Origin of the sequence: Vibrio hepatarius, from assembly GCF_043642085.1 — a bacterium.
In the GTDB taxonomy this organism is placed as follows: Bacteria; Pseudomonadota; Gammaproteobacteria; order Enterobacterales; family Vibrionaceae; genus Vibrio; species Vibrio hepatarius_C.
Window position 1 is genome coordinate 404,022 of record NZ_JBHZSA010000004.1, and the last position, 25,445, is coordinate 429,466.

Sequence of the window (25,445 nt, forward strand, 5' to 3'; positions counted from 1 at the left end):
CCCATGTGGAAAAGTGTTATAGGGTTTGTAGCTAAATTCAAACCGGGCATGGCAGCAGCAATGCCTGTCTTACTCCTTATTCTATTTATTTTAGTCAATGTCTCTATCTGGTGGGCAGGCCCGTGGCTTGCTATCGGAGAGACTCGACCTCTAGAAACAGTGATGGCCCGTGGCTTAACATCGGTTATCTTTACTTTGTTTACCATCTCCGGCTGGGGCTTATGGCAGTGGAAGCGGTTACGGACGCTTAAAAATCAGCAGCAGCGTGAAGAGCAACTGAAACAAGATCCGATTTCTGTTTATGAACAGCGCCAAGAAAGTGAATTAAATGGCGTCATGGCGGAAATGAAGCAGAGTTTGAATAGCCGAAATTATTTGTATGCTCTGCCTTGGTATCTCGTACTTGGCTTAGAAAATGCTGGTAAGACGAGCTTGATTAATCGCTCTGGGCAAAACTTTGCGCTTTCATCTGTTATGCGCGCATCGGGTAAAAAGAGTGATAACCCATATTCGTTTGACTGGTGGATTGGTGACGAATCGGTACTGATCGACCCTGACGGTGAGCTGCTGACTCAAGGCAACCGAAGCGAAGATAATGATGGTGAGCTTGAGCGCCGATTATGGCTTAACTTTATTCATTGGCTAGACAAAACGCGTAGCCGAAGACCACTGAATGGTATTGTTTTAGCTTTAGATATTTCTCATTTAGCCACCTCAACGGCTTCTGAACGCAAGGCTTATGCGAACCTGTTGCGAGCACGACTCCGTGAACTAATGGAAACATTGACGACGCGATTACCTGTCTATATCACTTTGACTAAGCTGGATCTTTTGCATGGCTTTGAACCCTTCTTCAAGCACTACTCAAGAGAGCAGCGCGATGAAGTGCTAGGTTTCACTTTTTCACTTGAATCGGTTGAAAACGTCGATCACTGGTTAGAAGAGTTTACCCAAGAATATGGGAAGTTTGTTGGTCGAATTAACGAGCTGCTTCCTCATGCCGTTTCTGAGCCGCTAGAGCAAGAAGAGCGTGCTGCGATCTACAGTTTTACACGTCAGATTTCGGGTTTGCAAAGTATCTTGAAAGGCTTCTTTGAAGATGCGTTATCGAGCGATCAATTCTCTACCTCTGCATTGGTGCGTGGTGCCTACTTTACGTCGGTTTACCAGCAAGGGGTGCCAAGTAACGCGTTCAGTGACTCTGCAGCGCGTCGTTATGGCCTATCGCACGCGATAAACAAAGCTCAACATGCAAAAAACTCTACGGTGTATTTCACCCAGCAATTGTTTAGCAACATTATTTATCCGGAAGCGGGACTGGCCTCGGATAACTTCCGAGTCGCCAAGCAGAAGCGTCGCCTTATCGGGCTCTCTTTTGCAACTTGTACTGTAGCGTCAGTACTATTGATTGGTACTTGGCATCAATACTATTCAAAAAACTATAACCAGTCAGACGCGGTACTGACCAAAGTTAATGAATATAAAAAGCAGTTCCCGTCGAATTTATCCATCGCATCTCAGAAGGATATTTTGGAGCCACTTAATAAGATTCGTCAGGCGACATTAGAATTTGGTTTCTTTAGGGAAAAACCAAAGTACATCTCTGATCTAGGCCTTTACCAGGGACACACAATTGGCCCTATGGTTGAGGACACCTACCTTAACTTGCTTGAAAGCCGTTTCTTGCCGCTCCTGATGGCAGATGTGGTTGTGGACTTAAAGCAAGCTTCTAGCGACGAAGAAAAGTTAGCCACATTGAGAGTCTATCGAATGATGGTGGATAAGAGTGGCCGCTATAAAGATTATGTACTCGATTACTTTAGCAAGTATTGGCAACGAGCCTTTGCTGGGGATAAAGCGGTTCAAGGCCAGTTGCTTGATCATCTAGACTATGCGATGCGTCATACTGATCTAGAGGCTTCAAAACTAGCGGGAGATGAATTGGCGATTGCAGCGATGAAGCCATACGAGTCGACCATTGCTGAGGTGCAAGATGCGCTAAGTACCATGCCAAATGATCAGCGTGTTTATCGTAACTTGAAGCTTAATGCGCAGACCGTTCTTGGTCCATCGATCAGTATTCGTAATCTCGTTGGGCCAATCTTTGATGTGGTGTTTGAAGAGCGGGTCTCGAACCAAAGTTTGTATATTCCTCAGATGCTAACCAAGGAAGGATTTGAAAACTACTTTATGCCGCGATCTGAGTCTGTATCTGAGCTTGCCCTTATCGATAGTTGGGTATTGGGCCAGTCGAAAACGGCGCAATTTAGTGAAGCAGACAAGCAAGTTTTGCGAGAGAAGATTCGTAATTTGTATGTGGCGGACTACATCAACACGTGGCGCGCCGCTCTCAATGATATCGATATGAAGTATTTCTCCGACCTCAATGATGCTGTAGTAGTGCTAGAAAACATCACGGGTAACGTCGAGCCTCTTCAGAGACTACTGAGAACGCTAGAGAGTAACACTCAGTTAATCGCTGGCCTTAATGTTTCAGATGAAGCGCAAGCTGAGTTGGTGAAAAATGCTAAGTATCAAGTATCGTCGAATATTCAGTCGCCTTTTGCTGAACTGAACTTGATGCTGAAACCTGTTGGCGAGCAACCACCTTATATTAATGAGGTGCTTAATTCAGTCGACGAGCTAAAAGCTTACCTAAAAAGCATTCAGGAGTCCCCTGACGTAGGCATGGCGGCACTTGAAGCGACGAAATCGCGAGTCAAACTTGTTAGCGCCGATCCCATTTACACGCTGAAACGGATCTCTTCGGGCTTGCCAAAGCCATTAGATATGATGATGGAAAAGCTGGCAGATGAGAGTTGGCTTGTGGTTAAACAGGAAGCGGTTAAGCATTTAGAAGTGCGTTGGTATGAGGATGTGTATCAGCCATATTATGCCAAGCTTGCTAATCGATACCCGTTCAACGATAAATCCACTAAAGATGTGGCATTAGAGGACTTCGAGACTTTCTTTGCGCCAAAAGGTACGCTGGATAATTTCTACTCGAACCAACTTAAAGTCTTTATTGATGAGAATATTTCTGTCGATAGCTCTGACTCAATGCAGTCTATCATCAGGCCAGAAGTGTTAGCGCAAATTAAGCAAGCGCAGCGAATTCGTCAGGCGTTCTTTAATCGTAAGGGCATCTTAGATGTGAATTTCTCGGTCGAGCCGATTCAGCTAAGTAGCAATAAACGCCGCAGTGTGCTGAATATCGATGGGCAATATTTATCTTATAGTCATGGCCCAAGATCGGGAGCTGAGCTGATATGGCCAAATACATTACGTGATTCTGCTATATCGAAAGTTACCTTAGTGCCAACTAAGACCAATACTTCCCCACGCAGTATTAACATCCAAGGGCCTTGGGCATTTTTCAGGCTACTGGATAAAGGGGATGTACTGGCGGCGAGTCCAACCTCGGTTGACTACAAGTTTGGCTTTGCTGGTGGTGAGATGATTTATCGTATTAACGCTGAATCTGACGCGAACCCGTTTACTGAACGTCTGTTTAAATCATTTAAGCTTTCTCAGACCCTCTATTAACGATTGTTAGGGAGTGACGGTGTTCACTCCCTATCGCATTAGGACGAAGTAGTTATGTCCCATATTGTCATACTCGACCAAAAGACCTACACCATTGTTTCTGAGCCTGAACAGATCAGAACAACCGATACCTATCAAAAAGTAAGAGATGAAATTAACAGTCGCTTCAACCCGTTATCAGGGGGCACTAATTGGCAAGTTGTTCATGATGGTTGTGAGCAGCTTGCTTTTGATCTCGGCATTGATTTGCTGATGAGCTGTTATTTGACCATCGCCAAACTCAAGTTAGAAGGCGTCAAAGGCTACGCTAACGGGTTAGAGCTGATTAATCGCTGCCTGACGCTACAGTCTGAGCCAAGCGCAAAGCTTGCCAAGATGCAGAAAGAGCTGCTTGATTGGGTTAATGGTAAGGCTTTACCCGAACTCAAAGGAATGAAGCTGACGCATGAGCAATTGAGAGATCTATACCGTAGTGAGCGTTTATGCGAAAAAGCCCATCATTGGCTAGCGACTAGTCAGCCAGAGCATGAGGTGAACTTTGAAGGTGTGGGCTTTGTTCTGTTTGAGCATATCGATAAAATCGAAACTCAATACCACACCGCAGTTAAACGGGTCGAAAAGTCAGAACAGCAAATGAGTGGCTATGTCGCTAAGACAAAGTATCGATGGGGGCTGTTTGTTTCAAGTGTGCTGTCTATTTCCGTTGTGTCGGCTGGCTGGTGGTATATACCGAATATCTGGGCCAGCTATCAGCCGCAATATAAAGCGGTTAAAGAAGTGCCAACGCTCAACAGAGAAACCTTGCCTGAGTTCGTGACGCAAACCTCCGCAGAGAATCGCCATAAGTATCAATCACAAATAGTTGAACTCTATCAACAGGCAATTGAAGAGCAGTTGGCAACATCTGTCGAGCAGCCCAATTTAGAGGTTATGAGTCAGCTTGAGGTGCTGACGCAGCTATTTGCTGAAGATCAGCGAGTAGAAGCGATTGCTCAGACTGTCGAGCAAGAGCAGCAGGTTGCTCTTGAGCAAGTCGGTTCATTTGTCGAGCGTTTCAATGAAGCGAGAACCAAAATGGCGAATATTGCATTAATGGTTAAAAATCGCCAGTGGTCTCAAGCGACGCAAGCAGCCAAATCATTAGAAAAACTCGCCATCAGCTTATCGCCAATTTATGCCCGTGTTGGTTATATCGAACGCTTAATTGAGGAACAGGAGTATCAACAGGCAGAAACTGAATTGGCAGAATTAACCGTCAGGTTGAACAACCTCAGTTGGAAAGTAGCGCAATTAAGCCAAAGTCTCGTTAATTGATTGCGAAAGATTATTTTGCATTAGACCGAATTGCTTGCACTTTGGTCAAAGGATCTATATAAATTCGGCTTTCCTTTTTTCGTGACGTATTTGAATATTTGAGGTTGGCGAATATGACGCATTTCTGGCAGCAAAAAGCTTTAGAGCAGATGACCGAGCAAGAGTGGGAGTCACTTTGCGATGGTTGTGGTAAATGCTGTTTGCACAAACTCATGGATGAAGATACCGACGAAATTTACTACACCAATGTGGCATGTAGCTTACTCAATAGTAAAACTTGTTCGTGCAAAGACTATCCGAATCGTTTTAATTACGATGAAGAGTGTACTAAGTTAACGCGCGACGATATCGAAGATTTTACTTGGTTACCTCATACCTGCGCTTACCGTCTATTGGCAGAGAAACAACCTTTACCTGAGTGGCACCCACTGATAACCGGTTCAAAATCAGCCATGCATGCCGCAGGCGAAAGCGTTCGCAATAAAGTGGTGTACGAAATCGAAGTGGTAAATTGGGAAGACCATATCTTGAATCATCCTGGTCGAGACTAGGGTAATTGCGTGTTTGTGGAGGCTTAGCTTAAGCCTCCGCTTTTAATCACCTTATCGCCATACCCAGTTTTTAACCTCGCTGCGTTCATGCACTTTCCCTCGTTAGCCCTCGCGGCACTCTTCACTCACTACTGACATAACTCTTAACTCAACTTGATTCTTTGCCGCTTCGATACGATTAGCATGTTCGCCAGCTAGTATTATCGTTAGGACAATCGAGTGAAAATTAAATCTATAATCTTTGCCATTACAACGGCAGCTCTTCTTAGTGCGTGTCAGGATGACAAAGCTCCCGCGCCAACTTATGCAACGGTGACTTCTGTAGAGCCAATTACTGAGCAGGTGCAAACTCCGCATCAGGTTTGTAAAGATATGGTTGTGACGACGCAGGCTGAGATCAAAGATGACAATAAATTGGTAGGCACATTAGGTGGAGCGGCTGCAGGTGCGGCACTTGGGAATCAGGTTGGTGGTGGGTCAGGTAAAACTATCGCGACGGCTGTTGGCACCGTGGCAGGTGCTATGACTGGCCGAAAGATCCAGGATAACGCGCAAAAGAATGATGTGATTACCACGACCCAAAGGCAATGTAATACGCAATACACCACGTCAAGTAAGACAGTAGGTTATAACGTGACCTATGATTTAGGTGGTACCGCGGTAACGGCGAAAACGACCAATAAGCCACAAGGCAACATTCTGCCAATTGTTGATGGAAAGGTTATCCTTCCAGAGTAAAATCTGAACTTGGTCGATTTTGATTTAAGCAGCCATCTCATCGGCTGCTTTTTTGTGTCATATATTGACGAAGCGATATCAATTGTTAGGGCGTAGTGGTGTAAACTCTAGGCTCATTCATATAATAAACAAATAGTTGTATTTGTCTTTTCTGAGGTAATTATGAATTTATTGTCTCACCGTAGCATTGGGTGGTATGTCAGCTTCACCTTAATGCTTAGTGTATTGTTCAGTCCGTTTTCTATCGCTGCGCAAGAAGCGTCTGTCGTTAGCACATCGAGCACCCAAACTGCGTTCAACAAAATCAACACAGACCTAAAAGAGCTCTCTGATACCCTTGCTTCATCAAGTGGTGATGAGAAAGATGCGCTGCAGCTTAAGTTGTTTCAGAAAAATGAAGAGTTACGAACGGTTCTTGCAAATGCAGTAAGACAAGGCTCTCTGCCAAAAGAGCAATTGATCGCTCAGGTCAAGATGCAACAAAGCTATTCGAAAGGTGCGACGCTATATCTTGATGAAAAAATTAAAGCGTTGAACATTAAAATCGATGACGCTAAAGATGAAGAGCGCCTATCTCTTCTCAATGAGTATCAAGAGCTTCAACACTACTTTGATAATGTCATTCAGTCGAACTGGCAAAACATAAAGTGGCTAGAACAATTAGGTGTGGAAGACGCTGAGGCAAAAACACAGTTTCGTGCTGTTGTCGCGAAACGCCTGCGCGTGGTGTCGGCTTCGGTCGAATATTTTAGCCAGCAGATTGAAGTGGTTGGTAAGCAGCTAACAGTCAGCCCTGAGTCGGAGAAGGCGAGCCTACAGCTTCACCAGTTAGTGGTTAAGCAGCGTATGAACATCGCAGTGGAAAGTCTTTCTTCCCTTATCCCTATTGCAGATCAACTTGATATTGATACGTCAGAATACAAACGTTTGATGTTCGAAGTGACGGGAAGCATTACTCAAGATTTGTTTGAAGGAAAAGTCATTCTTTCTATTGTGACTCACTGGTCGACGAATGCGTTTGATTGGCTCGGAGATAACGCGACTCAGTACATCTTCCAGCTGTTCATTTTTGTACTTCTACTGTTGGTGACTAAGCTATTAGCCAAGTTAGTGCGTAAGGTAGTCAGCAAAACCGTTGTCTCGAAAAACCTTAAGCTCTCTCAGTTGATGCAAGACTTCTTTATTGGCATGTCTGGCAACATCGTCTGGGTGATCGGTATTTTAGTCGCCTTGTCGCAAGTCGGGCTTAACCTGGCGCCAGTGTTAACGGGTTTCGGTATTGCTGGTGTGATTATCGGTTTTGCGTTGCAAGATACACTGTCTAACTTTGCTGCGGGTATGATGCTGCTGATCTACCGACCGTTTGATGTGGGTGACTTTGTTTTTGCTGGTGGCGTGGATGGTAAGGTTAGCCACATGAGCTTAGTGAATACCACGATTAAGACGTTCGATAACCAGATCATCATTATTCCAAATAGCAAGATCTGGGGGGATGTGATCAAGAACGTGACTCATGAACGCCTGCGTCGAGTTGATATGGTGTTTGGTATTGGCTATTCCGATGACTTACTTAAAGCGGAAAAGATTCTAACCGATATTGTACATGAGCATCCGGCGGTACTGAAAACGCCAGAGCCAAACATTAAGGTTCACACTTTGAATACCTCATCAGTAGATTTCATCGTTCGTCCGTGGGTAAAAACAGACGATTACTGGGACGTTTACTGGGATGTCACCAAAGAGGTCAAACTACGTTTTGATAGAGAGGGGATCTCAATTCCATTCCCACAGCAAGATGTTCATTTGCATATGGTTAAAGAGAACAATCTTATTCAAGAATAAAAAAAGAGCGCCGTCTGGCGCTCTTTTTACATCTACTGATTTCAGCACTATAACCAGATAGCCTTATAGATATCGGCCTTGGCGTTGTAAAAACTCAATCTTATAGCCGTCAGGGTCGGTAATAAAAAAGAAGGTCGCAAGATGAGCGCCGTTGTGCGCAAAGGCTTTAATATCAGACGCTTCGATACCTAACTCGACAATACGCTTATGTGCCCGCTCGATATCTTCTACACTCACCGCCAAGTGTCCGTAACCGCTCCCATGGGTGTATGGCTCAGTCTGGCTGTGGTTATGCGTAAGCTCTAATTCGAACCCGGTTTGCGCATTTGCTAAGTAGGTTAAGCTAAAGCCATCAAAGATAAATTGATCTTTGATCTCTAGTTCAAGCGCTTGTCGATAAAATTCGATTGATTGGGTAAGGTCACTGACTCTTACCATAGAGTGGATGAGTTTGGTCATAACGGCCCCTTAACTTTTGATGAGGGTAGGATAGAGGCAGAGGGAGTAGATTAGGTAGTACTAGAGTACGACATGGAAAATTTATGCTTGGCTTGCCAGATGTTCGTTAACGATGCTCATTACGTTCGTTGGCTGACGCAGATAGAGTAAGCAAGCGCAGCGTAGCAATGACGTGAAATTGCTGATTTCGCCGCTGTGAAGTAGCGCTTCTTTATAGATGGAGCTGATAAAGCGCGGTAGGGTCATCTGCTGCTGCGCGGCGATTTCCTCAAGGATTTGCCAAAAACTGGTTTCAAGTTTGATACTGGTAGCATGACCATCGATACGGATCGAGCGGGCGATGGTTTGATAGTTTTCTTGTGGTTGATGAGAAAATATTTCGCACATGTTGGTTTGCCTATGTTTTTGCTGTGCTCATTTTTATCTTCTGCTGCGGTTGAGTCAATGGTGAATTTTCTTTGGGGCCACTCAGCGAAAAAGCGATAGCGGTGATACAGGACTTGTAGACATGGACGAAAAAAGCTCACCAATTGGTGAGCTTTGAGTTAAGGAAGGAAGAATAATGGTTAGGCTGTTGCTGCGTTAGTTACCGCTTGGTTAAACTCTCCTCGCGCGAGTTGGGTCTGCTCTGACGCTTCTTGTTTGCGCTCTTGAGCTTTTGCTACCTCATCAAGAGCGATTTGCAGCTCAGTTTGTAGCTCTTGCGGTAGGTGATGATCAGAGAACTCTTCATCGCCTGAATGCTCAAGTGCGAAGGCACGAATACGTTTTTTGACACTAATCACTTTGGTTAAAGCTTCGCGTTCCAGCTCTGCTGCTTCTTGAGCGGCGTCACGGCTTCTTTCAAAGCGCGCTAACGCCATACCTTCTGAAGACCATGGATCCATTTCTGGCAGATCTTCGATGTTGATGGTTGGTTCTACGTAGTCCTCTTGATGGCGCAGGTCTAGGCTTGTTGCCCTAACCGCAGAAATCATCAACATCACTGAGATTCCAAGCAGAGGTAAACCGCCGACGATAGCCGCTGTTTGTAATGTACTTAAGCCGCCAAGGAACATCAGTACCGTTGGCAAAAAAGATAGCGTGAATGCCCAGAATAGTCGGTTCCAACGCATCGGCTCTTCTGTGACATCGTTTTGAACCACAGAAGCAAGGATATAAGAAATCGAGTCAAAAGTGGTTGCCGTGAAGATAATACATAGGATGGTAAACACCGCGATGACCGCTGTGCCCATTGGTAGGGCGTTCAGCATCGAGAAAATCGCTTTTGTTGCGCCTTCTGTATTTAGTATCCCCACGACATCGAGTTCGCCTGAAAGCTGTAACGACAGACCGTAGTTACCTAAGATCATAAAGAACAAGAAACAGCCTAAAGAACCGAAGAAAATCGAACCTGAGACCATTTGCTTAATGGTGCGTCCGCGCGAGATACGCGCAACGAACAGACCCATACTTGGCGCAAACACCAACCACCAAGCCCAGTAGAAAATGGTCCAGTCTTGAGGGAAGTGAGTGTTTTCAAAGGTACCGTAGCCACCAAATGGTTCCGCCCATGTTGCCATCACGAAGAAGTTTGACAGCATACGACCGATTGAATCGAGACCCGTTTCGAGCATGAAGATGGTTGGACCGGCAAAGAGAACAAAAGCTAATAGACCCATTGCACCCCAGAAGTTGATGTTGCTAAGCACCTTGATGCCTTTTTCCATCCCTGCGTAGGACGAGTAGGCAAAGATCGCTGTACATACAAGTAGAACTGCAATTTGGCTTAAGGTTGTTTGGGGAATGCCGAATAGGAAGTTTAGACCTTCACCGATCAGTGGTGCAGCAAGACCTAGTGTGGTTGCAGCGCCACCAAGTAAACCAAAGATAAATAATATATCGACGATTTTACCTGCTGCACCTTTAGTACGTTCTTCGCCCAGTACTGGCATTAGCGCACTTGATACTTTTAGAACAGGCTGCTTGCGTACATAGAAGAAGTAGGCAATCGGTAAGGCTGGAATAAGGTAAATCGCCCATGCAATTGGTCCCCAGTGGAACAAGCCATAGGTCGCAGCCCAGCGTACTGCCTCTTCACTGCCAGGCTCTAATTGGAATGGCGGTGATTGGTAGTAGTAGGCCCACTCTATACAACCCCAGTACAAGATACTCGCACCGATACCACCACAGAACAGCATAGCTGCCCATGATGCGGTTGCAAATTCAGGCTTTTCGTCAGGATCGCCAAGTTTAATTTGGCCCATGTCACTGAAGATGACATAAATCATGAAGAAAAATGCAGCTAGGCCTAGCGCAAGATAAAGGAAACCGAGTTTATCGGTCATAAAGCTTTTGGCAATTGCAATCCAATCAGCCCCCTGTTGCGGGAACAAAATAAGTGGAATTACAATGGTTAAGAGCAGGGCGATGGCACCAAAAAAGGTAGGTTTATCAATAAGGGAGAATGTGTTTCGCACGAAGATCTTTCCATAATTAAGAGTTCCTTGATTATGGAATGATGCGACTTCACACGACAAACGGAGTAATTTGTCGTGAGGAAAATAAAAGCTAATGGCTCAGGCGATATTGCCCTTATAAACGTTTATATCAACGCGAGTAGAATGCCACCTACGGTTGCCGCAGCGGAAAGGTATTGCCCCGCTGAGTACGAACCATCATCTTCTTCTTCAATTTTGTCTGGATGGTCCATGCCTAGAGCGCCATGAGCAAAGGATTCAACTTTATCACCGACGGTTTTGCCGTCTTCAGGTGTTGCTTTACCATCTTTTTCAATTTGTTGTAGCGCGGCCAAAAGCGCCTTTCCTTCCTCTGAAAGGGTCACTTTACTTTGCTCTACTTTAAGCGGGGCCGGTCCTGATTCTTGAGGTGCGGCAGCAGCTTGAGGCTTTACCTGCTGGGTAGGGGACAGCTTGGCTGGCTCCATTCCTACTGGGGTCATAATGATCTCCTTACATTATCCTCAGACACTTTATCGACTGCTTGGTGAAAAACTTGTGCAAAATATGCAAAATTTGTATAAAAACAATACAAGCATAAAGTGTGCCGATTTTATAGCGGGTTGGTTATATCCGATTTATCTTACAAGATGCCGGATTGAAATGGGCCCGTAAGGAGATCATTAGCAATCAAAGTGCCTATTTACACTCTAAGGTGTTATTGCGGCTAGTTAGGTGCTGATAGGCCGCCATTCGATTCTCCATTTTTACATAACGAGTAGGAGGTGCTAACACGTTGAGTATAAAGTCTTGGCCATTGTTTTCCTCGGTAAGATCTGAGTATGGAGATATGACGACGACATTGAGATTGGGGTTGCGCTTTAGAATCGACGCTTTCGTTCCCAATCCCTGTTCAGTGTGAAATTTGCCCGCAATGTGCAGTACTTGAGTCGATGGGTGCGTATCTAGGTAATGAGTAATGCTTTCTGCCATGGTCTCATCCCAGGTGATTTGAGCGGCAAATTGTTTTTCAGTTTGCTCTGGCTCGCCGTGGTGCATGGATGCCATAAACTTATCTTTATAAGGACTCGCTGAGGTATCTATTTCATTGGCTAGCAAGGCTCTCTGCTGACTATCCAACTTGTCCAAATAGCCTATCCCTTGTCGGCCGATACAGCGAACAATCGGTTTAGGAGCGTTGGCGGCAATGATGTCGAGCTTATGCTTTTTAGTGAGCTCGACGAGAGGGCGGTAGTCACTTTCGTAATTAGGCCAAGCATTGCCGTTCTTGATCAGGGTTTGCTCGCCGATTTCTCCCGCTAGATAGCTGTCGACAGTGGCTTGTTTATCTCGAGAGAATTGCTCCATCGATAGTGCAACGTCATTCTGCTGAGCCAATTGTTCTAACAGCTCTGTTTGGAACCGATGTATAGCAGAGTGTGTATGCCATTCACCAACGAGTATGACATCGGCATCGAGAATTTCATCAGGTAATGCTTGCAGAGAAATAGGCTGCTTGGCTGGTGAATAGAGTTGATAGTCGTAGAAATTACGGACAGTGGCATCAGTAGGACTTGTCGAGACTACAGAGCAGGCAGACAGTGCTAATTTACTAAAAAATATGGCAAAAAGCCGCAGCATAGAAACCTCCATTAATGATCGTAGCAATAATAATGGAGGCGCTATAATAACTCAATAGAAATGAGAATTGTTATCTATTAGTTTGTTTTACGATAAACTCGGATCATAAAATCGGCCTCACACTCATAGAGTGTAGCGGATTTGAGTTTTTCTCTTAGCTCATCTGACGCTTTCCAGGCAAAGGGTGTCATCTGCAGGAGATCGTAGGCATCACCATCGGTAAGCTGCATCACGTAGCTGAGCTTTTCTTGGCTTTCGAGTTCAAACCCTTCGATGCATTCCGCCTCTTCACTGTGTAAACGAACATCTGGGTAGATTTCATCGCGCAATTGGTAGAGGTGGCGTCCGGCAGGAGTGACGGTCACAATCACACCATCGTCAGCAACAACTCGCTGTAGCTCCTGTGCTTTACACGGTGCATAAATTCTCAACACTGCGTCTAGGCTGCAAGGTTCAAAGGGTAGGCGGTGACTAGATGCTACACTGAATGCGCAGTTTAAGTAGCGCTTAGCGGCGTAGCGAATCGCAACCTTAGAAATATCTAAGCCATACACAGTGGCATTGTCAGACTGTTGGGCTAAATGAGAGGCAACTTCTGTGGTGTAGTAACCTTCGCCACAACCGATATCTAATAATCTATGCTTGGTATCGACTAACAACTGCCCACAAAGTTCTGCCACGTACTTTTTAAGTGGTTGGTAGTGATCTTTTTCGAGGAATCGTCGACGTGCCTGCATCATCTCTTTATTATCACCTGGATCTTTTGAACGCTTGTGTTGAACCGGCATCAAGTTGATGTAGCCTTCTTTCGCTAGGTCAAAGGCATGGTTGTTTTCACAGCGATAGGTACGCTCGGTTAATGAGAGTGATTGGTGACAAAGAGGGCAGGTGTAAGACATAAATAGCTCAGATTCGATATTTGAGAGCGCAGAGTCTAGCAGGAACTGCTATGCGGAAAAAGGAATTGTTTCGGCTAGCCCTAGTCGAAACTAGGGCCAGAGATATGTTCGTTACTTACTTAGAAGATAGTGTGGTGACAAGCTGGTGGCTTTCACCCGGCTGTAGCGTTTTACCTTGTTCAATAGACGGGGCATGTAGAGTCGATTCTACACAGAGGAAGGTTTTGTAACCGTCATCTTGCATATCGCCCATACCTTGTGCACCTTCTGCCCATGGGTTCCATAGCACTGCAGAGTTATGGCCTTGATTCTCAACAACTAACGAACGGTTTAGGATCGGATCTTGAACGGTGATTTGTGCACTAGGTTGAGTGTAAACGCGATCAATCGTATCGGTTAGCTGCAGAGTTTCACCACCTTGGCAAATCTCACCGCCTTTTAGGCTATCGATGTATTCAGGGCCCATTCCTATCGTTGTCGCTTGCTCGATATCACCCACAGTTAGGTATGTGTGCAGCGCGCCAGAGAATGTCCAAGCTTGAGTATCCGTATTGGTCACATCTAGCGTAACTTTTAGCTCATCACCAACTTCAACCAATAGGTGCGCTTGGAACTGGTAAGGCCAAACGGCAAGTGTTGATTCGGACGGCAATAGACCAAGCTCAACGATTACACCGCTTTCATTCTCACGATGTTCAAGCAGTGTCCACTCGCTATTGCGTGCAAAGCCATGTGCAGGTGCAGCAATACGACCAAACCACGGCCAGCAAACTGGAATACCACCTCGCAGCGCAGCTTTGCCGTCAAAGATCGCTTGTTCACTCATCCAAATTAGGTCAGGTTGGCCTTTCGGTTGGAAAGAGACTACATGACCTCCGTGTAGACAGATACCAGCTGAAGCCTTCTCGTGAATAACGCGTACGATCTTTACATCGTCTATCTCGACGATAGTTACGTTATCAGACAGTACAGTCAATGCAGGTAATTGCTCTAAATTCATTTAGTTGTCCTCAGTAAGAGAAATGACATTCCTATATTCACTCGACACAAGCGAACCAAAGAATATGATTTCGAGATTCAAATATGGCAGATACTAAAAAGGCGACTCGAGAGTCGCCTTTTACAAGATTCTGCGCTAAACGCTTATCTTAAAGTAACTACTATTTAAAGAATTACTTAGAGATGTGTGCGATTAGGTCTAGAACTTTGTTTGAGTAACCGATTTCGTTATCGTACCAAGATACAACTTTAACGAATTTGTCAGTTAGAGCAACACCAGCTTTAGCGTCAAATACTGAAGTTTGAACTTCGCCGATGAAGTCTTGAGATACAACTTGATCTTCAGTGTAACCTAGAACGCCTTTTAGTTCGCCTTCAGAAGCTTCTTTCATTGCAGCACAGATTGCTTCGTAAGATGCAGCTTCTTTTAGGTTAACAGTTAGGTCAACTACAGAAACGTTAGCAGTTGGTACGCGGAAAGCCATACCAGTTAGAAGGCCGTTTAGTTCTGGAAGAACAACGCCTACCGCTTTAGCAGCACCAGTTGAAGATGGGATGATGTTCTGAGAAGCACCACGACCACCGCGCCAGTCTTTAGCTGAAGGACCGTCTACAGTTTTTTGAGTTGCTGTAGTAGCGTGAACTGTAGTCATAAGACCAGATTCGATACCGAACTTGTCGTTAAGAACTTTAGCTACAGGCGCTAGACAGTTAGTAGTACAAGAAGCGTTAGAAACGATGTCTTGACCAGCGTAAGTTGAATCGTTTACGCCCATAACGAACATTGGAGTTGCGTCTTTAGAAGGACCAGTAAGAACAACTTTCTTAGCACCAGCAGTGATGTGCTTACGTGCAGTCTCGTCTGTTAGGAAAAGACCAGTTGCTTCAGCTACAACGTCAACGTCGATAGCATCCCATTTTAGATCTTCTGGGTTACGCTCTGCAGTAACACGTACAGTCTTACCGTTAACGATTAGGTTACCACCTTCAACTTCAACAGTACCGTTGAAACGGCCGTGAGTTGAATCGTACTTAAGCATGTATGCCATGTACTCTACGTCGATTAGGTCGTTAATACCTACTACTTCGATGTCGTTACGCTCTTGCGCTGCACGGAAAACGAAACGGCCGATACGGCCAAAACCGTTAATACCTACTTTGATAGTCATTATAGTTGCTCCACAACTTAATTTCTGATTAAAGATAACTGGTAGTAAAATTACAGAATCCAGTCAAAATCTGCAACTGATAATCGGACTTAACTTGTTTAAAGTCAAAAAAAAGCGTCGCTTTTTTTCACAATTAGTCGCAAATGGTCATCTTTTGAACGGATTACTGGTTTTTTCCCTAACCAGTTGACGTAAAATAGTGGACGACGCTGACAGCTGTGCTGAAAGTTTAACCATCCTGTTATGGTGTCAAAGTATGTGCTACAAAGGTTGTCGTTCGCAAGTTTTTCGCGAAAAAAGTCATAATAAAAAATGAGAATACGGAGAAATAGTGTTGTGAAACAGAAGGTAGAGAAGGTCGTGAAGCCTGATGAACACTGGCGTGAGGCCTTATCTGATGAAGAGTATCGAGTCTGCAGGGAACAAGGGACTGAAGCCCCGTTTAGTGGCAAACTTCTGCATAATAAAGCGACAGGTATCTATGCCTGTACATGCTGTAAAACCCCCCTATTTATATCTGATAACAAGTATGACTCAGGTTGTGGTTGGCCAAGTTTCGATGCCCCTATTAACGATGGGGCTATTCGTTATTTAGAAGATCTTAGTCACGGAATGACTCGAACAGAGATCAGATGTGCAGCCTGTGATAGTCATTTAGGTCACGTTTTTCCTGATGGACCGAAAACAACTGGTGAAAGGTTCTGTGTTAATTCCGTGTCGTTAATTTTCAACAATTCACAAAAAAGCGGTGAATAAACCACCGCTGTTTGTTTCATCCTTACAACATTCAAGTCACTATTTGAATTTTGGCACCATGTTGGCGTTGAAGGTGCCACTATTAATGGCATCTTCTAACTGCTCAGCAATATCGTCTAACTGTTGATAGGTACTTTTGTCGAATCCGTAAAGCAGTTGCAGTTCGCTGGTTGACGCGATAGGTACCTCGTACCTTTGTGCAACCATGGTCCAGATGTAGGCTTCTTTTTTGGTATCCAGTCGATAAGTTGTACTGGCCAGCGACTTAAATACTTCGGTATTAATTGTATTGCGATTAGTTAACTCTAACGCACGCAGTAATAAAGTACGGGTTTTGTTTTGATCTCGACTGGTATAGAAAGTCGCGAGTGCATACTGCATTTCAGCGGTTTCCAAAGCAGGCGAGCCTTCTAACTGTAAAAAGCTACGTCTTGCTTGGTCACTGCCGGTCTGACTCCACAAAAAGTAATAAGCTTGAGGGGAATTCGATTTCTCGAGTGCTATGACGATCGACTCCAAGTCATCCGACGCGTTTACCAAAGCATCAAATCGACGCTGTTTTAAACCTGATTGATCAATCGGCTGTATTTGCGAGGCAAGTTCTAAACACTTTTTATACTCGGCAAGGTGAAGGTACTCTTTGATCTTATTGTCATCAGTAGGGTTTTTGAGTACTTCGAAGCGGTGCCATATTAAATCTGTTCTAGGTATCCGGCATTGGCCATCGCCCATGTTGAGCCGCTCACATTGTAGTGATGGGTTGGAGCTACATAGCTGCTCAGTATTCTTGTTACTTTCAAAACAGCCAACAAGGCCAAAGCTTACACTTATCAGTGTGAGTACTTTTAGTGATTTCATAGTGTCGTTGCTTGTGATCCGTTACACTTAATTATTGCTGTTATCTTGACTCAGCCTGCTAGCCAGTTAATGTTCGTCTATCTTTTTTGACGAATTAGGATTTTCCATGGACGCAGAGCAGTTAATCAATGCCATCACACCAGAGGCTTATGAGCGTCTACTATTTGCTGTAGAAACAGGAAAGTGGCCTGAGGGTACTCTACTTTCACAAGAGCAGCGAGATTCTTGTATGCAAGCTGTGATGTTGTATCAATCTAAGCATAATTCAGAAGCGCAACATATGACAGTTGCACAGGGTGGGGAAATTAGCTTTAAGTCTAAAGCTGAGCTGAAAAAGCAATTTCAGCAGGGGCAAGATGACATTGTGCGAGTCAACCCAAACAAAGAATAGTAAAAAGGCAGGTTGAACCTGCCTTTTTCGTCATTAGCCGCAGCACTTTTTGAATTTCTTACCGCTGCCGCAAATACAAGGATCATTACGTCCTACTTTGAGGTTTTGTATCGATTGGTTTAACCTAGGATCTTCAACTTCTTGATTCGGAAATGTTCCGTCAATGTAGTACCACAAGTCATTCTCGCGAACAAAGCGAGAACACTCTTCTAAGCAATATTCATTTCCGCCTTCTTGAAAGAAAGCTTTAAAAGTAACGAAGCCTTCATTCTCATTCGCGCCATTAGCCGTGCTGATCACTTCTAATCTACGCCAGTCACTCTCTATGGATTCTGCAATGCCTTCTCGTTGATCTTGGGCATGGCAGCTTGGGTGATAGGTGTTAACTACATAGTCGACTAGGCCTTGCACATGGGCACTGTAGCGAGAACGCATCAACTTTTCCGGAGTTGTAGCGAGTGCATGGTCATTATGTATTGGTTCACAGCACTGGCTGTATTCCAACGCGTTTCCACATGGACAAGAGGTCATAACCACTCCATTAATTTGTTTTCACAGAAAGTAAGTCAGCAGTCCATTTGACCGACGCGTCGTAGCATTCACTTAAGGCGTTTTGATCTAAACCAATAGCCTGACAGCGTTGCTGTACTTTGTCCCATTCAGCTTTCTCATATGCTTTGGTCAAAATAAGGATGTCACCAAGTACACCTTCATTTTGGGTGATCGCGAGTTTGATCGATTCATCGACGGAAATCTCATCGAGAATCTGTTCTAACGGTCTGTCTAACAAGCTATCGAGTAACGAAAACATACCAGTTAGAAATGCCTGTCCTGACTCTAGCTTGTGATTCAAACGTGAGCCAATCAGTTCACAATATCTTGCGCGTTGGATGGAGAGCCCATAGAGGTAATCGGGTTTACTGTCTTGCGTTGAGGCCAGAGCGACTAACGAGATAAATTTGCGAAGTTTATCTTCACCCAAATATACCAATGCTTGCTTGAACGATTGAATACGTGTTTTCACAATTGAAGAGGAATTGACGAATGTCAGTAGCTTATATGACATGGTCAGATCTTTACTGATCAACGATTCGATTGCGCTGTAATTGATGTTCTCTTTTGAAATCTCGGTTAGAAGCTGCACTACTGTCATAAAGGCTGGTTCTAGCGACTTTCTAGAAATCATTTCGGGTTTACTAAAGAAATACCCTTGAAAATAATCAAAACCGGCTGTTTTGGCTTGTTCGAATTCTTCGTAGGTTTCAACTTTTTCGGCTAAGAATTCAATCTTTGAACCACTAAGGCGCAACATAAACATACGCGCTTTTTCAATCGGCACTTGGCGGATATCAAACTTAATGATTGATACATAAGGTAAGAAGGCTCGCCACTCTTTACTCGGAATAAAGTCGTCTAAGGCAATTTTGTAGCCTAACTGCGACATTTCTTTTACGACCGCAAGTAACTCTTCTGTAGGAGGGCAGTCTTCTAAAATTTCAACGACAAGATTGTCCGACGGGAAAAGAGTTGGGACCTTGTTAATTAAGCTTTGGTAAGGAAAGTTAACAAAGCCAAGTTTGTCTCCAAGTGTCTCATAATGCGTTGAGAGAAAATGATCGGACAGTAAACGGCTAGTTGCGTGTTCAGGGTCGATTTCTGGAAACGTATTTTGTGGCCCATCTCTAAACAGTAGCTCATAGCCAAGCGTGTGTTTATCTTTGTCTAGAATAGGTTGCCTAGCAATATAAGAGTATTTCAAGGTATATACCGCGCTCCGAGTAATATTATTCGAATATCAGCTGACCTAAGGGCAGCTATAACTGGCTTAAGGCGAAGTTTTATTGACCAAATGGTCGTTGTTGTAACTCGAAAGAATCTTTATCGTACACCAGTACTGAACCCTGTGTATACCAGTCGCCTAACACTATTCTAGTACAGTTGTTTCCATCTTTATCAAATCGATGAATGTTTGGTCTATGGGTGTGGCCGTGGATCATGAGATCGACATTATGCTCGCCCATGACGCGTTCTACTTCGTCCTGAGTGACGTCCATAATCTCAAGTGATTTTGTCTGCTTGTCTGTCTTAATGTCGGTCTGGACTTTGCTGACGATCTTCTTTTTGATGAACATTGGGATGCGGTTAAATACCCATTGAAGCCATGGTTGATGAACTTTAGCTCGGTATTCCAAATACTTTACGTCTTCAGTACAAAGAGTGTCGCCATGCAAAATGATCGCTTGCTTGCCATATAAGTCGATGACAGTTTCATCCCCAAGAAGGGTCACACCTGTCTGCTTAGCGAAGCGTTTGCCAACCAGAAAGTCCCGATTACCTTGGGTGAAATAGCAAGGGATACCAAGGGCGGTCAGAGCCTTAAATTCATTTCTGATGAGAGTGGCAAAGTCAGATCGATCATCATCACCGACCCAAAACTCAAAAAGGTCGCCTAATACATAAAGCGCCTCAGCATGAATGGCTTCTTCTCGCATGAAACGGACAAAGCATTGATTGATGTCTGGTGTGGCGGGGGAGAGGTGTAGATCAGAGATAAATAGTGTGGTCATAGTTATTTAGCAAGAGAGCGCATCACGATGCGCTCTCTAAATCCAAGATTATTCTTCGATTGTTGTACCTGTAATTAGTACGTCTTCTAGTGGTACATCTTGGTGCATGCCGTAAGAACCAGTGCTCACGCCTTTGATCTTTTCAACGATGTCCATACCTTCGATTACTTCACCGAATACACAGTAACCCCAACCATCTAGGCTTTCGCTACGGAAGTCTAGGAATGTGTTGTTGTTTACGTTGATGAAGAACTGAGAGCTTGCTGAATGCGGCTCCATAGTACGAGCCATAGCAAGTGTACCTACTTTGTTGCTCAGACCATTGTTTGCTTCGTTTTTGATCGGTGCGCGAGTTGGCTTTTCACGAAGGCCAGACTCCATGCCGCCACCTTGAATCATGAAACCATCGATAACACGGTGGAATAGTGTGTTGTCGTAGAAACCATCACGGCAGTACTGTAGGAAGTTTGCACTTGTTTCTGGCGCTTTTTCATCATTTAGTTGAATTTTGATGTCACCAAAATTTGTGTGAAGGGTGATCATGATTTTGTCCTTTACATAGGTTTTTGACTTGAGCCCAAGATTCTATCGTAACTTTTCAGACATTAATACGTGAAAAGTTAGGGTTGAGACCTGAGTATAGGTGCTATTGATGCCTTTTTGAGCGTTTGAGGGATTACGAAACTGGGCGTGAGTTGGTATACTGATGCACTATTTTATTTCACCCAATTATTAGATAGAGATCATGTTAAAGATATATAACACACTCACAAGACAGAAAGAGGAATTCAAACCAATCACTGCCGGAAAGATCGGTATGTATGTCTGTGGGGTAACCATCTATGATCTCTGTCATATTGGTCACGGTCGTACCTTCGTCTCTTTCGATGTGGTCTCTCGTTACCTGCGTTACCTAGGCTATGACCTAACGTTTGTTCGCAATATTACAGACATCGATGACAAGATCATCAAACGTGCGAACGAAAATGGTGAATCGTGCGACTCACTAACAGAGCGCTTGATTGGCGAAATGCATGCAGACTTTGATGCGCTAAACATGAAGCGCCCTGATGTAGAACCTCGTGCGACTGAATACATTAAAGAGATCATTGAGCTAGTTGAAACGCTGATCGAACGCGGTTTTGCCTACGTTGCGGACAACGGTGACGTGATGTTTGAAATTGCTAAGTATGATGAGTACGGCAAGCTTTCTGGTCAAGATCTAGAACAACTTCAAGCGGGTGCGCGCGTTGAGATTGAAAGTGCAAAACGCAGCTCACTAGACTTTGTACTTTGGAAAATGTCTAAGCCAGGTGAACCTACGTGGGAATCGCCATGGGGCCCAGGTCGTCCGGGTTGGCACATTGAGTGTTCTGCAATGAACTCATCAATTCTAGGTAACCACTTCGATATTCACGGTGGTGGCTCGGATCTTCAGTTCCCGCATCACGAGAACGAAATCGCACAATCATGCTGTGCACATGGCACTCAGTACGTAAATACTTGGATGCACAGCGGCATGGTAATGGTTGACCGCGAGAAAATGTCTAAATCTCTAGGCAACTTCTTCACTATCCGTGACGTTCTAGGTCATTACGATGCTGAAACAGTGCGTTACTTCCTAATGTCTGGTCACTACCGTAGTCAACTGAACTACAGCGAAGATAACCTAAACCAAGCTCGCTCTGCTCTTGAGCGTCTATACACGTCATTACGAGGTTTAGATTTAACGGTCGCTGTAGCTGGTGGTGAAGAGTACGTAGCGCGCTTTAATGATGCGATGAACGATGATTTCAATACACCTGAGGCTTACTCAGTGCTATTTGATATGGCTCGTGAAATCAACCGTCTAAAAGCGGAAGACGTTGCAGCAGCAAGCAGCCTAGGTGTAACAATGCGTCAGTTAGCTGATGTGATTGGTATTCTGCACCAAGACCCAGAAGCGTTCCTAAAAGGTGATGCAGGCAACGATGATGAAGTGGCTGAAATCGAAGCACTTATCAAACTGCGTAACGATAGCCGTGCATCGAAGGATTGGGCAAATGCAGATATGGCACGTGATAAGCTGACTGAAATGGGTATCGTACTAGAAGATGGCCCAGAAGGCACAACGTGGCGTCGTAAGTAAGCGTTAAGCTAAGAATCTTTAAGGGCTGTTTATTCAGCCCTTTTCTTTAAAATTTTATAAATCTTTATACAGGTATTAATCAGTGGCTCAGATGTACTTCTATTACTCGGCAATGAATGCGGGTAAATCAACCACTCTTCTTCAATCTTCATTTAACTACCAAGAGCGAGGCATGACGCCAGTAATCTTTACTGCAGCATTAGATGATCGCTACGGTATTGGTAAAGTTAGCTCTCGAATTGGCCTACAATCTGATGCACAGCTCTTTAATGGTGAAACTGATCTATACAAAGAAGTGGCAGCTCTCAATGAAGTAGAGAAGCGTCATTGTATCTTGATTGATGAGTGTCAGTTCTTATCAAAACAGCAGGTTTACCAATTAACAGAAGTGGTGGACAAACTGCATATCCCGGTACTTTGTTACGGCCTACGTACTGATTTCTTAGGTGAACTTTTTGAAGGTAGTAAGTACCTGCTTTCATGGGCAGACAAGCTGGTTGAGCTAAAAACCATTTGTCACTGCGGCCGTAAAGCGAACATGGTAATCCGTACCGATGAGCATGGTGTTGCGATTGCTGAAGGTGACCAAGTTGCAATTGGCGGCAACGACCGTTACGTGTCTGTATGTCGTCAGCACTACAAGGAAGCACTGGGTAAGTAAGTTAAGGCTTCTTGGAACTTATGGGCAGGTGGTGTTTCACAAGCCGCTTAGTTTAGCTAAGTAGTTAGTGGTTGGTTCGTCATGAATCCGCATGCATGTTACGCACCACCAACCCATGAATTCATTAATGTGCCTGAATGTAGGTAGTGGATATCCTGCAATGATGACTAAGCTACCACAGACAAAAACAAAAAAGCGAAGCACTAGGCTTCGCTTTTTTGTTGTATTCGACTAATTCGGATTGCGCTAGGCAGTCACAGATTAACGAGCACGGAAGACGATGCGACCTTTAGATAGATCGTATGGAGTCATCTCTACAGTTACTTTGTCACCAGTAAGAATACGGATGTAGTTCTTACGCATTTTACCAGAGATGTGAGCAGTAACTACGTGACCGTTTTCTAGCTCAACACGGAACATTGTGTTTGGAAGAGTATCAAGGACAGTGCCTTGCATCTCAATTACGTCTTCTTTAGCCATTTAATCCTCTTTTAAAAATGGACAATCTTTACCGGGGGAATAATGCCGATAAAAATGAATTAAGTAAAGTTGGGGCGTATTCTACCCTTGCCAACGCTGATTTACTAGCCTTTGATGACGTTGAAAGCGGACTTTGTAGTTCATCGCTGGGCATTCATCGATTTGATAGCCTAAATAGAGCCACTGTTTACCTTGTTGCTGACAATATTCTAATTGGAATAGTACGCCTAACGTACCAAGTGATAGCTCGTAGTCTGGGTCAAAAAAGGTATAAAAAGCACTGGCACTATTCGACAAAATATCAGTGACCGCAATAGCGACCAATTTATCTTGGTCGTAGATGTGCAGGTATTGAGTATTTAGCCAAGCGCAGGTAGAAAAAGAGGCAAATTCCTCTTTCTTAGGTGGATACATGGAGCCACTCTGGTGACGCGCTTCAATATAGCGCGCATAAAGCTCGAACCAATTCTCATCCATCTCTGATTTCAACTGCCAGCTATAATCTTTTGCCTTGCCATATAGACGTTTTTGGCTTTTTGACTGCGTGAAATCGGGAACAGACACGCGTAAAGCTTGGCAAGATTGGCATTGGTCACAATGGGGTTTGTATATGGTGTCTCCACTACGACGAAACCCATTGGCAAGCAGCACTTCATAGCTTGACCCACAATGCATCCCAGGGTCGAGCGCAACGGCAACTCTTTCCTGTCTGTCGGTTAAATAACTGCATGGATGACAATCAGTTAAGCCGATACGAATTTGTTGTAGATCAGAACTCATTCTGCTCCTCTGAGGTTTGGATTAACCATTGTTTGGTAAAACAGCTCGGTTGTAGTGGCTGACTCTTAAAGGATAGCAGTCTTTGTATGAAATCATCACGTTCAAGCTCATTTGCTCCCATAGAGGCTAGGTGAGGATTCATCACTTGGCAATCAATGAGTTGTCCGCCATGTTTTTGAAAATGTTCGCAAAAGTACCACAAGGCAATTTTTGATGCGTTAGTTTCAAGGCTAAACATGGACTCACCGCAAAAGAGTTGGCCGATCGAAATACCATATAAACCCCCAATAAGAGTATTGTCACGCCAAACTTCAACAGAGTGGCAATGACCTTGCGTTGCTAATGCTTTATACGAAACACACATCTCTTCATTGAGCCAAGTCTCTTCGGCGGCTCTGGTCGAAGCGCAGTAATCAATAACAGCATCCGTCGCCTGATTGATGCTCACTCGGTATTGCTGCTTTCTTTGAAACTTTTTGAGACTTCTTGACGGTTTAAATGTCTTAGGAGTAAAGGTTGCTCTCGGAGAAGGGCTCCACCATAAAATCGGCTCACCGGGCCCGTACCAAGGGAATATGCCATTTTGGTACGCAAACAATAGTCGCTCTGGACTTAAATCTCCACCAACAGCTAATAAGCCGTTTGGATCGACAAGCGCATCGAACGGAGAAGGGAACCAAATTTCGTCGGAGTCGAGTTCAGTGAGATACAATGCCATTAAAATATAGGAGACAAGAAATGAAGAAATTATTGTGGATCATATTGGTTTTTCCTCTTATTGCCAATGCAGCGTACCAAAGAAATACCGCAAGGCCGGTTAATCAGGTGCTGTTTGGCAGTGTCGATACGGTACGTTATATCACTCAACAAGATATTGTGAAATCACAAGGCAGTGGTTGGGAAACACTACTGGGCGCTGTCGTAGGCGGCGTCATCGGTAATCAATTTGGCGGTGGAACGGGTAAAGAGGTCGCAACAGCGGTCGGTGCGGTTGCGGGAGCTGGTGTTGCGAGAAATCATGCTAATCAAGAGTATCGTATTGAATATAAACTGGTTGAGATCTTGATTAAGACTGAGGATGGCAAGCTGATTGACGTGATACAAGATGTCGATTCAAACATGCTGTTCGAACGTGGCGATAAGGTTCGTATTCTCTATTTTGATGATGGAGTACGGGTTGATAAAGAGTATTAATGCGCTTCAGAGCTGACCATATAATTATTCAGTT

General features: G+C 44.4%; 26 protein-coding genes. 10 read left to right on the forward strand and 16 right to left on the reverse strand.

The annotated features are described in order from the left end of the window. The first annotated feature begins 3 nt into the window (after window positions 1–3). From tssM to ACHUFZ_RS11160, 5 genes are all read left to right on the forward strand, one after another. Window positions 4–3,546: a type VI secretion system membrane subunit TssM gene (gene tssM, locus ACHUFZ_RS11140; RefSeq protein WP_463596537.1), complete on the forward strand. Its 3,543-nt coding sequence runs from the start codon at window positions 4–6 to the stop codon at window positions 3,544–3,546. Between the two features lie 54 nt (window positions 3,547–3,600). Beyond that, window positions 3,601–4,860, forward strand: coding sequence for a type VI secretion system ImpA family N-terminal domain-containing protein (locus ACHUFZ_RS11145; protein WP_394127220.1), 1,260 nt, complete (start codon window positions 3,601–3,603; stop codon window positions 4,858–4,860). A gap of 113 nt (window positions 4,861–4,973) precedes the next feature. Continuing rightward, a complete protein-coding gene (locus tag ACHUFZ_RS11150) occupies window positions 4,974–5,411 on the forward strand; it encodes a YcgN family cysteine cluster protein (RefSeq protein ID WP_394127221.1) in 438 nt (145 codons plus the stop codon). Between the two features lie 219 nt (window positions 5,412–5,630). Continuing rightward, window positions 5,631–6,149 carry a glycine zipper 2TM domain-containing protein gene (locus ACHUFZ_RS11155; RefSeq protein WP_394127222.1) on the forward strand — a complete coding sequence of 173 codons (519 nt, stop codon included), beginning with the start codon at window positions 5,631–5,633 and terminating at the stop codon, window positions 6,147–6,149. 162 nt (window positions 6,150–6,311) lie between these two features. Beyond that, a complete protein-coding gene (locus tag ACHUFZ_RS11160) occupies window positions 6,312–7,991 on the forward strand; it encodes a mechanosensitive ion channel family protein (RefSeq protein WP_394127223.1) in 1,680 nt (559 codons plus the stop codon). Between the two features lie 63 nt (window positions 7,992–8,054). On the opposite strand, the gene ACHUFZ_RS11165 is transcribed toward ACHUFZ_RS11160, so the two are convergent. The 8 genes from ACHUFZ_RS11165 to gap all read right to left on the reverse strand — a co-directional run bounded on the left by ACHUFZ_RS11165 (window position 8,055) and on the right by gap (window position 15,596). Further along, the gene (locus ACHUFZ_RS11165; RefSeq protein WP_394127224.1) at window positions 8,055–8,450 is read right to left on the reverse strand and encodes a VOC family protein; all 396 of its coding nucleotides are present in this window, start codon (window positions 8,448–8,450) and stop codon (window positions 8,055–8,057) included. Between the two features lie 81 nt (window positions 8,451–8,531). Beyond that, window positions 8,532–8,837 carry a ribbon-helix-helix domain-containing protein gene (locus ACHUFZ_RS11170; protein ID WP_394127225.1) on the reverse strand — a complete coding sequence of 102 codons (306 nt, stop codon included), beginning with the start codon at window positions 8,835–8,837 and terminating at the stop codon, window positions 8,532–8,534. A gap of 179 nt (window positions 8,838–9,016) precedes the next feature. Further along, entirely contained in the window at window positions 9,017–10,909 is a 1,893-nt protein-coding gene (locus ACHUFZ_RS11175) for a BCCT family transporter (RefSeq protein ID WP_394127226.1), read from the reverse strand. A 125-nt stretch (window positions 10,910–11,034) separates the two neighbouring features. After that, complete coding sequence (locus tag ACHUFZ_RS11180) at window positions 11,035–11,391, reverse strand: hypothetical protein (protein WP_394127227.1); 357 nt, start codon at window positions 11,389–11,391, stop codon at window positions 11,035–11,037. 196 nt (window positions 11,392–11,587) lie between these two features. Beyond that, window positions 11,588–12,529 (reverse strand): ChaN family lipoprotein, encoded by a 942-nt coding sequence (locus ACHUFZ_RS11185; protein ID WP_394127228.1) that lies wholly within the window; start codon window positions 12,527–12,529, stop codon window positions 11,588–11,590. Between the two features lie 77 nt (window positions 12,530–12,606). Next, window positions 12,607–13,428 carry a 23S rRNA (guanine(745)-N(1))-methyltransferase gene (rlmA, locus tag ACHUFZ_RS11190; RefSeq protein ID WP_394127229.1) on the reverse strand — a complete coding sequence of 274 codons (822 nt, stop codon included), beginning with the start codon at window positions 13,426–13,428 and terminating at the stop codon, window positions 12,607–12,609. A 115-nt stretch (window positions 13,429–13,543) separates the two neighbouring features. Beyond that, on the reverse strand, window positions 13,544–14,428 hold the full coding sequence (locus ACHUFZ_RS11195; RefSeq protein ID WP_394127230.1) for a D-hexose-6-phosphate mutarotase: 885 nt from the start codon (window positions 14,426–14,428) through the stop codon (window positions 13,544–13,546). A 172-nt stretch (window positions 14,429–14,600) separates the two neighbouring features. Then, window positions 14,601–15,596: a type I glyceraldehyde-3-phosphate dehydrogenase gene (gap, locus tag ACHUFZ_RS11200; RefSeq protein WP_049846785.1), complete on the reverse strand. Its 996-nt coding sequence runs from the start codon at window positions 15,594–15,596 to the stop codon at window positions 14,601–14,603. A 336-nt stretch (window positions 15,597–15,932) separates the two neighbouring features. On the opposite strand from gap, the gene msrB reads away from it, so the two are divergent. Beyond that, window positions 15,933–16,352, forward strand: coding sequence for a peptide-methionine (R)-S-oxide reductase MsrB (msrB, locus tag ACHUFZ_RS11205; protein ID WP_394127231.1), 420 nt, complete (start codon window positions 15,933–15,935; stop codon window positions 16,350–16,352). Between the two features lie 39 nt (window positions 16,353–16,391). Here msrB and ACHUFZ_RS11210 read toward each other — a convergent pair whose 3' ends face one another. Then, window positions 16,392–17,210, reverse strand: a complete 819-nt coding sequence (locus tag ACHUFZ_RS11210) for a DUF2989 domain-containing protein (protein WP_394127232.1) — start codon at window positions 17,208–17,210, stop codon at window positions 16,392–16,394. A gap of 106 nt (window positions 17,211–17,316) precedes the next feature. Here ACHUFZ_RS11210 and ACHUFZ_RS11215 point away from each other — a divergent pair, with 106 nt between their 5' ends. After that, the gene (locus ACHUFZ_RS11215) at window positions 17,317–17,601 is read left to right on the forward strand and encodes a YeaC family protein (protein WP_394127233.1); all 285 of its coding nucleotides are present in this window, start codon (window positions 17,317–17,319) and stop codon (window positions 17,599–17,601) included. A 33-nt stretch (window positions 17,602–17,634) separates the two neighbouring features. On the opposite strand, the gene ACHUFZ_RS11220 is transcribed toward ACHUFZ_RS11215, so the two are convergent. The 4 genes from ACHUFZ_RS11220 to ACHUFZ_RS11235 all read right to left on the reverse strand — a co-directional run bounded on the left by ACHUFZ_RS11220 (window position 17,635) and on the right by ACHUFZ_RS11235 (window position 20,711). Beyond that, window positions 17,635–18,132 carry a YchJ family protein gene (locus ACHUFZ_RS11220; protein WP_394127234.1) on the reverse strand — a complete coding sequence of 166 codons (498 nt, stop codon included), beginning with the start codon at window positions 18,130–18,132 and terminating at the stop codon, window positions 17,635–17,637. A gap of 10 nt (window positions 18,133–18,142) precedes the next feature. Further along, window positions 18,143–19,360, reverse strand: a complete 1,218-nt coding sequence (locus tag ACHUFZ_RS11225; protein WP_394127235.1) for an EAL and HDOD domain-containing protein — start codon at window positions 19,358–19,360, stop codon at window positions 18,143–18,145. 79 nt (window positions 19,361–19,439) lie between these two features. After that, entirely contained in the window at window positions 19,440–20,168 is a 729-nt protein-coding gene (lpxH, locus tag ACHUFZ_RS11230; RefSeq protein ID WP_394127236.1) for a UDP-2,3-diacylglucosamine diphosphatase, read from the reverse strand. A gap of 48 nt (window positions 20,169–20,216) precedes the next feature. Next, window positions 20,217–20,711 (reverse strand): peptidylprolyl isomerase, encoded by a 495-nt coding sequence (locus ACHUFZ_RS11235; protein ID WP_053438470.1) that lies wholly within the window; start codon window positions 20,709–20,711, stop codon window positions 20,217–20,219. A gap of 202 nt (window positions 20,712–20,913) precedes the next feature. On the opposite strand from ACHUFZ_RS11235, the gene cysS reads away from it, so the two are divergent. Both cysS and ACHUFZ_RS11245 read left to right on the forward strand, forming a co-directional pair. Continuing rightward, on the forward strand, window positions 20,914–22,296 hold the full coding sequence (gene cysS / locus ACHUFZ_RS11240) for a cysteine--tRNA ligase (protein ID WP_394127237.1): 1,383 nt from the start codon (window positions 20,914–20,916) through the stop codon (window positions 22,294–22,296). A gap of 82 nt (window positions 22,297–22,378) precedes the next feature. Continuing rightward, window positions 22,379–22,957: a thymidine kinase gene (locus ACHUFZ_RS11245; RefSeq protein ID WP_053438472.1), complete on the forward strand. Its 579-nt coding sequence runs from the start codon at window positions 22,379–22,381 to the stop codon at window positions 22,955–22,957. Between the two features lie 261 nt (window positions 22,958–23,218). Here ACHUFZ_RS11245 and infA read toward each other — a convergent pair whose 3' ends face one another. The 3 genes from infA to aat all read right to left on the reverse strand — a co-directional run bounded on the left by infA (window position 23,219) and on the right by aat (window position 24,935). Beyond that, window positions 23,219–23,437, reverse strand: a complete 219-nt coding sequence (gene infA / locus ACHUFZ_RS11250) for a translation initiation factor IF-1 (RefSeq protein ID WP_001040192.1) — start codon at window positions 23,435–23,437, stop codon at window positions 23,219–23,221. 81 nt (window positions 23,438–23,518) lie between these two features. Continuing rightward, window positions 23,519–24,217, reverse strand: a complete 699-nt coding sequence (locus ACHUFZ_RS11255) for an arginyltransferase (RefSeq protein WP_394127238.1) — start codon at window positions 24,215–24,217, stop codon at window positions 23,519–23,521. Continuing rightward, a complete protein-coding gene (aat, locus tag ACHUFZ_RS11260; protein WP_394127239.1) occupies window positions 24,207–24,935 on the reverse strand; it encodes a leucyl/phenylalanyl-tRNA--protein transferase in 729 nt (242 codons plus the stop codon). The genes ACHUFZ_RS11255 and aat overlap by 11 nt, the downstream gene beginning before the upstream one ends. Before the next feature lie 20 nt (window positions 24,936–24,955). On the opposite strand from aat, the gene ACHUFZ_RS11265 reads away from it, so the two are divergent. Beyond that, window positions 24,956–25,411: an outer membrane lipoprotein gene (locus ACHUFZ_RS11265; RefSeq protein WP_134836848.1), complete on the forward strand. Its 456-nt coding sequence runs from the start codon at window positions 24,956–24,958 to the stop codon at window positions 25,409–25,411. The last annotated feature ends 34 nt before the right edge of the window (window positions 25,412–25,445 follow it).

Coding starts and splice junctions, on each gene's coding strand:
- tssM (WP_463596537.1), top strand. CDS start 4: ATGTGGAAAAGTGTTATAGGGTTTGTAGCTAAATTCAAACCGGGCATG.
- ACHUFZ_RS11145 (WP_394127220.1), top strand. CDS start 3,601: ATGTCCCATATTGTCATACTCGACCAAAAGACCTACACCATTGTTTCT.
- ACHUFZ_RS11150 (WP_394127221.1), top strand. CDS start 4,974: ATGACGCATTTCTGGCAGCAAAAAGCTTTAGAGCAGATGACCGAGCAA.
- ACHUFZ_RS11160 (WP_394127223.1), top strand. CDS start 6,312: ATGAATTTATTGTCTCACCGTAGCATTGGGTGGTATGTCAGCTTCACC.
- ACHUFZ_RS11165 (WP_394127224.1), bottom strand. CDS start 8,450: ATGACCAAACTCATCCACTCTATGGTAAGAGTCAGTGACCTTACCCAA.
- ACHUFZ_RS11170 (WP_394127225.1), bottom strand. CDS start 8,837: ATGTGCGAAATATTTTCTCATCAACCACAAGAAAACTATCAAACCATC.
- ACHUFZ_RS11180 (WP_394127227.1), bottom strand. CDS start 11,391: ATGACCCCAGTAGGAATGGAGCCAGCCAAGCTGTCCCCTACCCAGCAG.
- ACHUFZ_RS11185 (WP_394127228.1), bottom strand. CDS start 12,529: ATGCTGCGGCTTTTTGCCATATTTTTTAGTAAATTAGCACTGTCTGCC.
- rlmA (WP_394127229.1), bottom strand. CDS start 13,428: ATGTCTTACACCTGCCCTCTTTGTCACCAATCACTCTCATTAACCGAG.
- ACHUFZ_RS11195 (WP_394127230.1), bottom strand. CDS start 14,428: ATGAATTTAGAGCAATTACCTGCATTGACTGTACTGTCTGATAACGTA.
- gap (WP_049846785.1), bottom strand. CDS start 15,596: ATGACTATCAAAGTAGGTATTAACGGTTTTGGCCGTATCGGCCGTTTC.
- ACHUFZ_RS11210 (WP_394127232.1), bottom strand. CDS start 17,210: ATGAAATCACTAAAAGTACTCACACTGATAAGTGTAAGCTTTGGCCTT.
- ACHUFZ_RS11215 (WP_394127233.1), top strand. CDS start 17,317: ATGGACGCAGAGCAGTTAATCAATGCCATCACACCAGAGGCTTATGAG.
- ACHUFZ_RS11220 (WP_394127234.1), bottom strand. CDS start 18,132: ATGACCTCTTGTCCATGTGGAAACGCGTTGGAATACAGCCAGTGCTGT.
- lpxH (WP_394127236.1), bottom strand. CDS start 20,168: ATGACCACACTATTTATCTCTGATCTACACCTCTCCCCCGCCACACCA.
- ACHUFZ_RS11235 (WP_053438470.1), bottom strand. CDS start 20,711: ATGATCACCCTTCACACAAATTTTGGTGACATCAAAATTCAACTAAAT.
- cysS (WP_394127237.1), top strand. CDS start 20,914: ATGTTAAAGATATATAACACACTCACAAGACAGAAAGAGGAATTCAAA.
- infA (WP_001040192.1), bottom strand. CDS start 23,437: ATGGCTAAAGAAGACGTAATTGAGATGCAAGGCACTGTCCTTGATACT.
- ACHUFZ_RS11255 (WP_394127238.1), bottom strand. CDS start 24,217: ATGAGTTCTGATCTACAACAAATTCGTATCGGCTTAACTGATTGTCAT.
- aat (WP_394127239.1), bottom strand. CDS start 24,935: ATGGCATTGTATCTCACTGAACTCGACTCCGACGAAATTTGGTTCCCT.
- ACHUFZ_RS11265 (WP_134836848.1), top strand. CDS start 24,956: ATGAAGAAATTATTGTGGATCATATTGGTTTTTCCTCTTATTGCCAAT.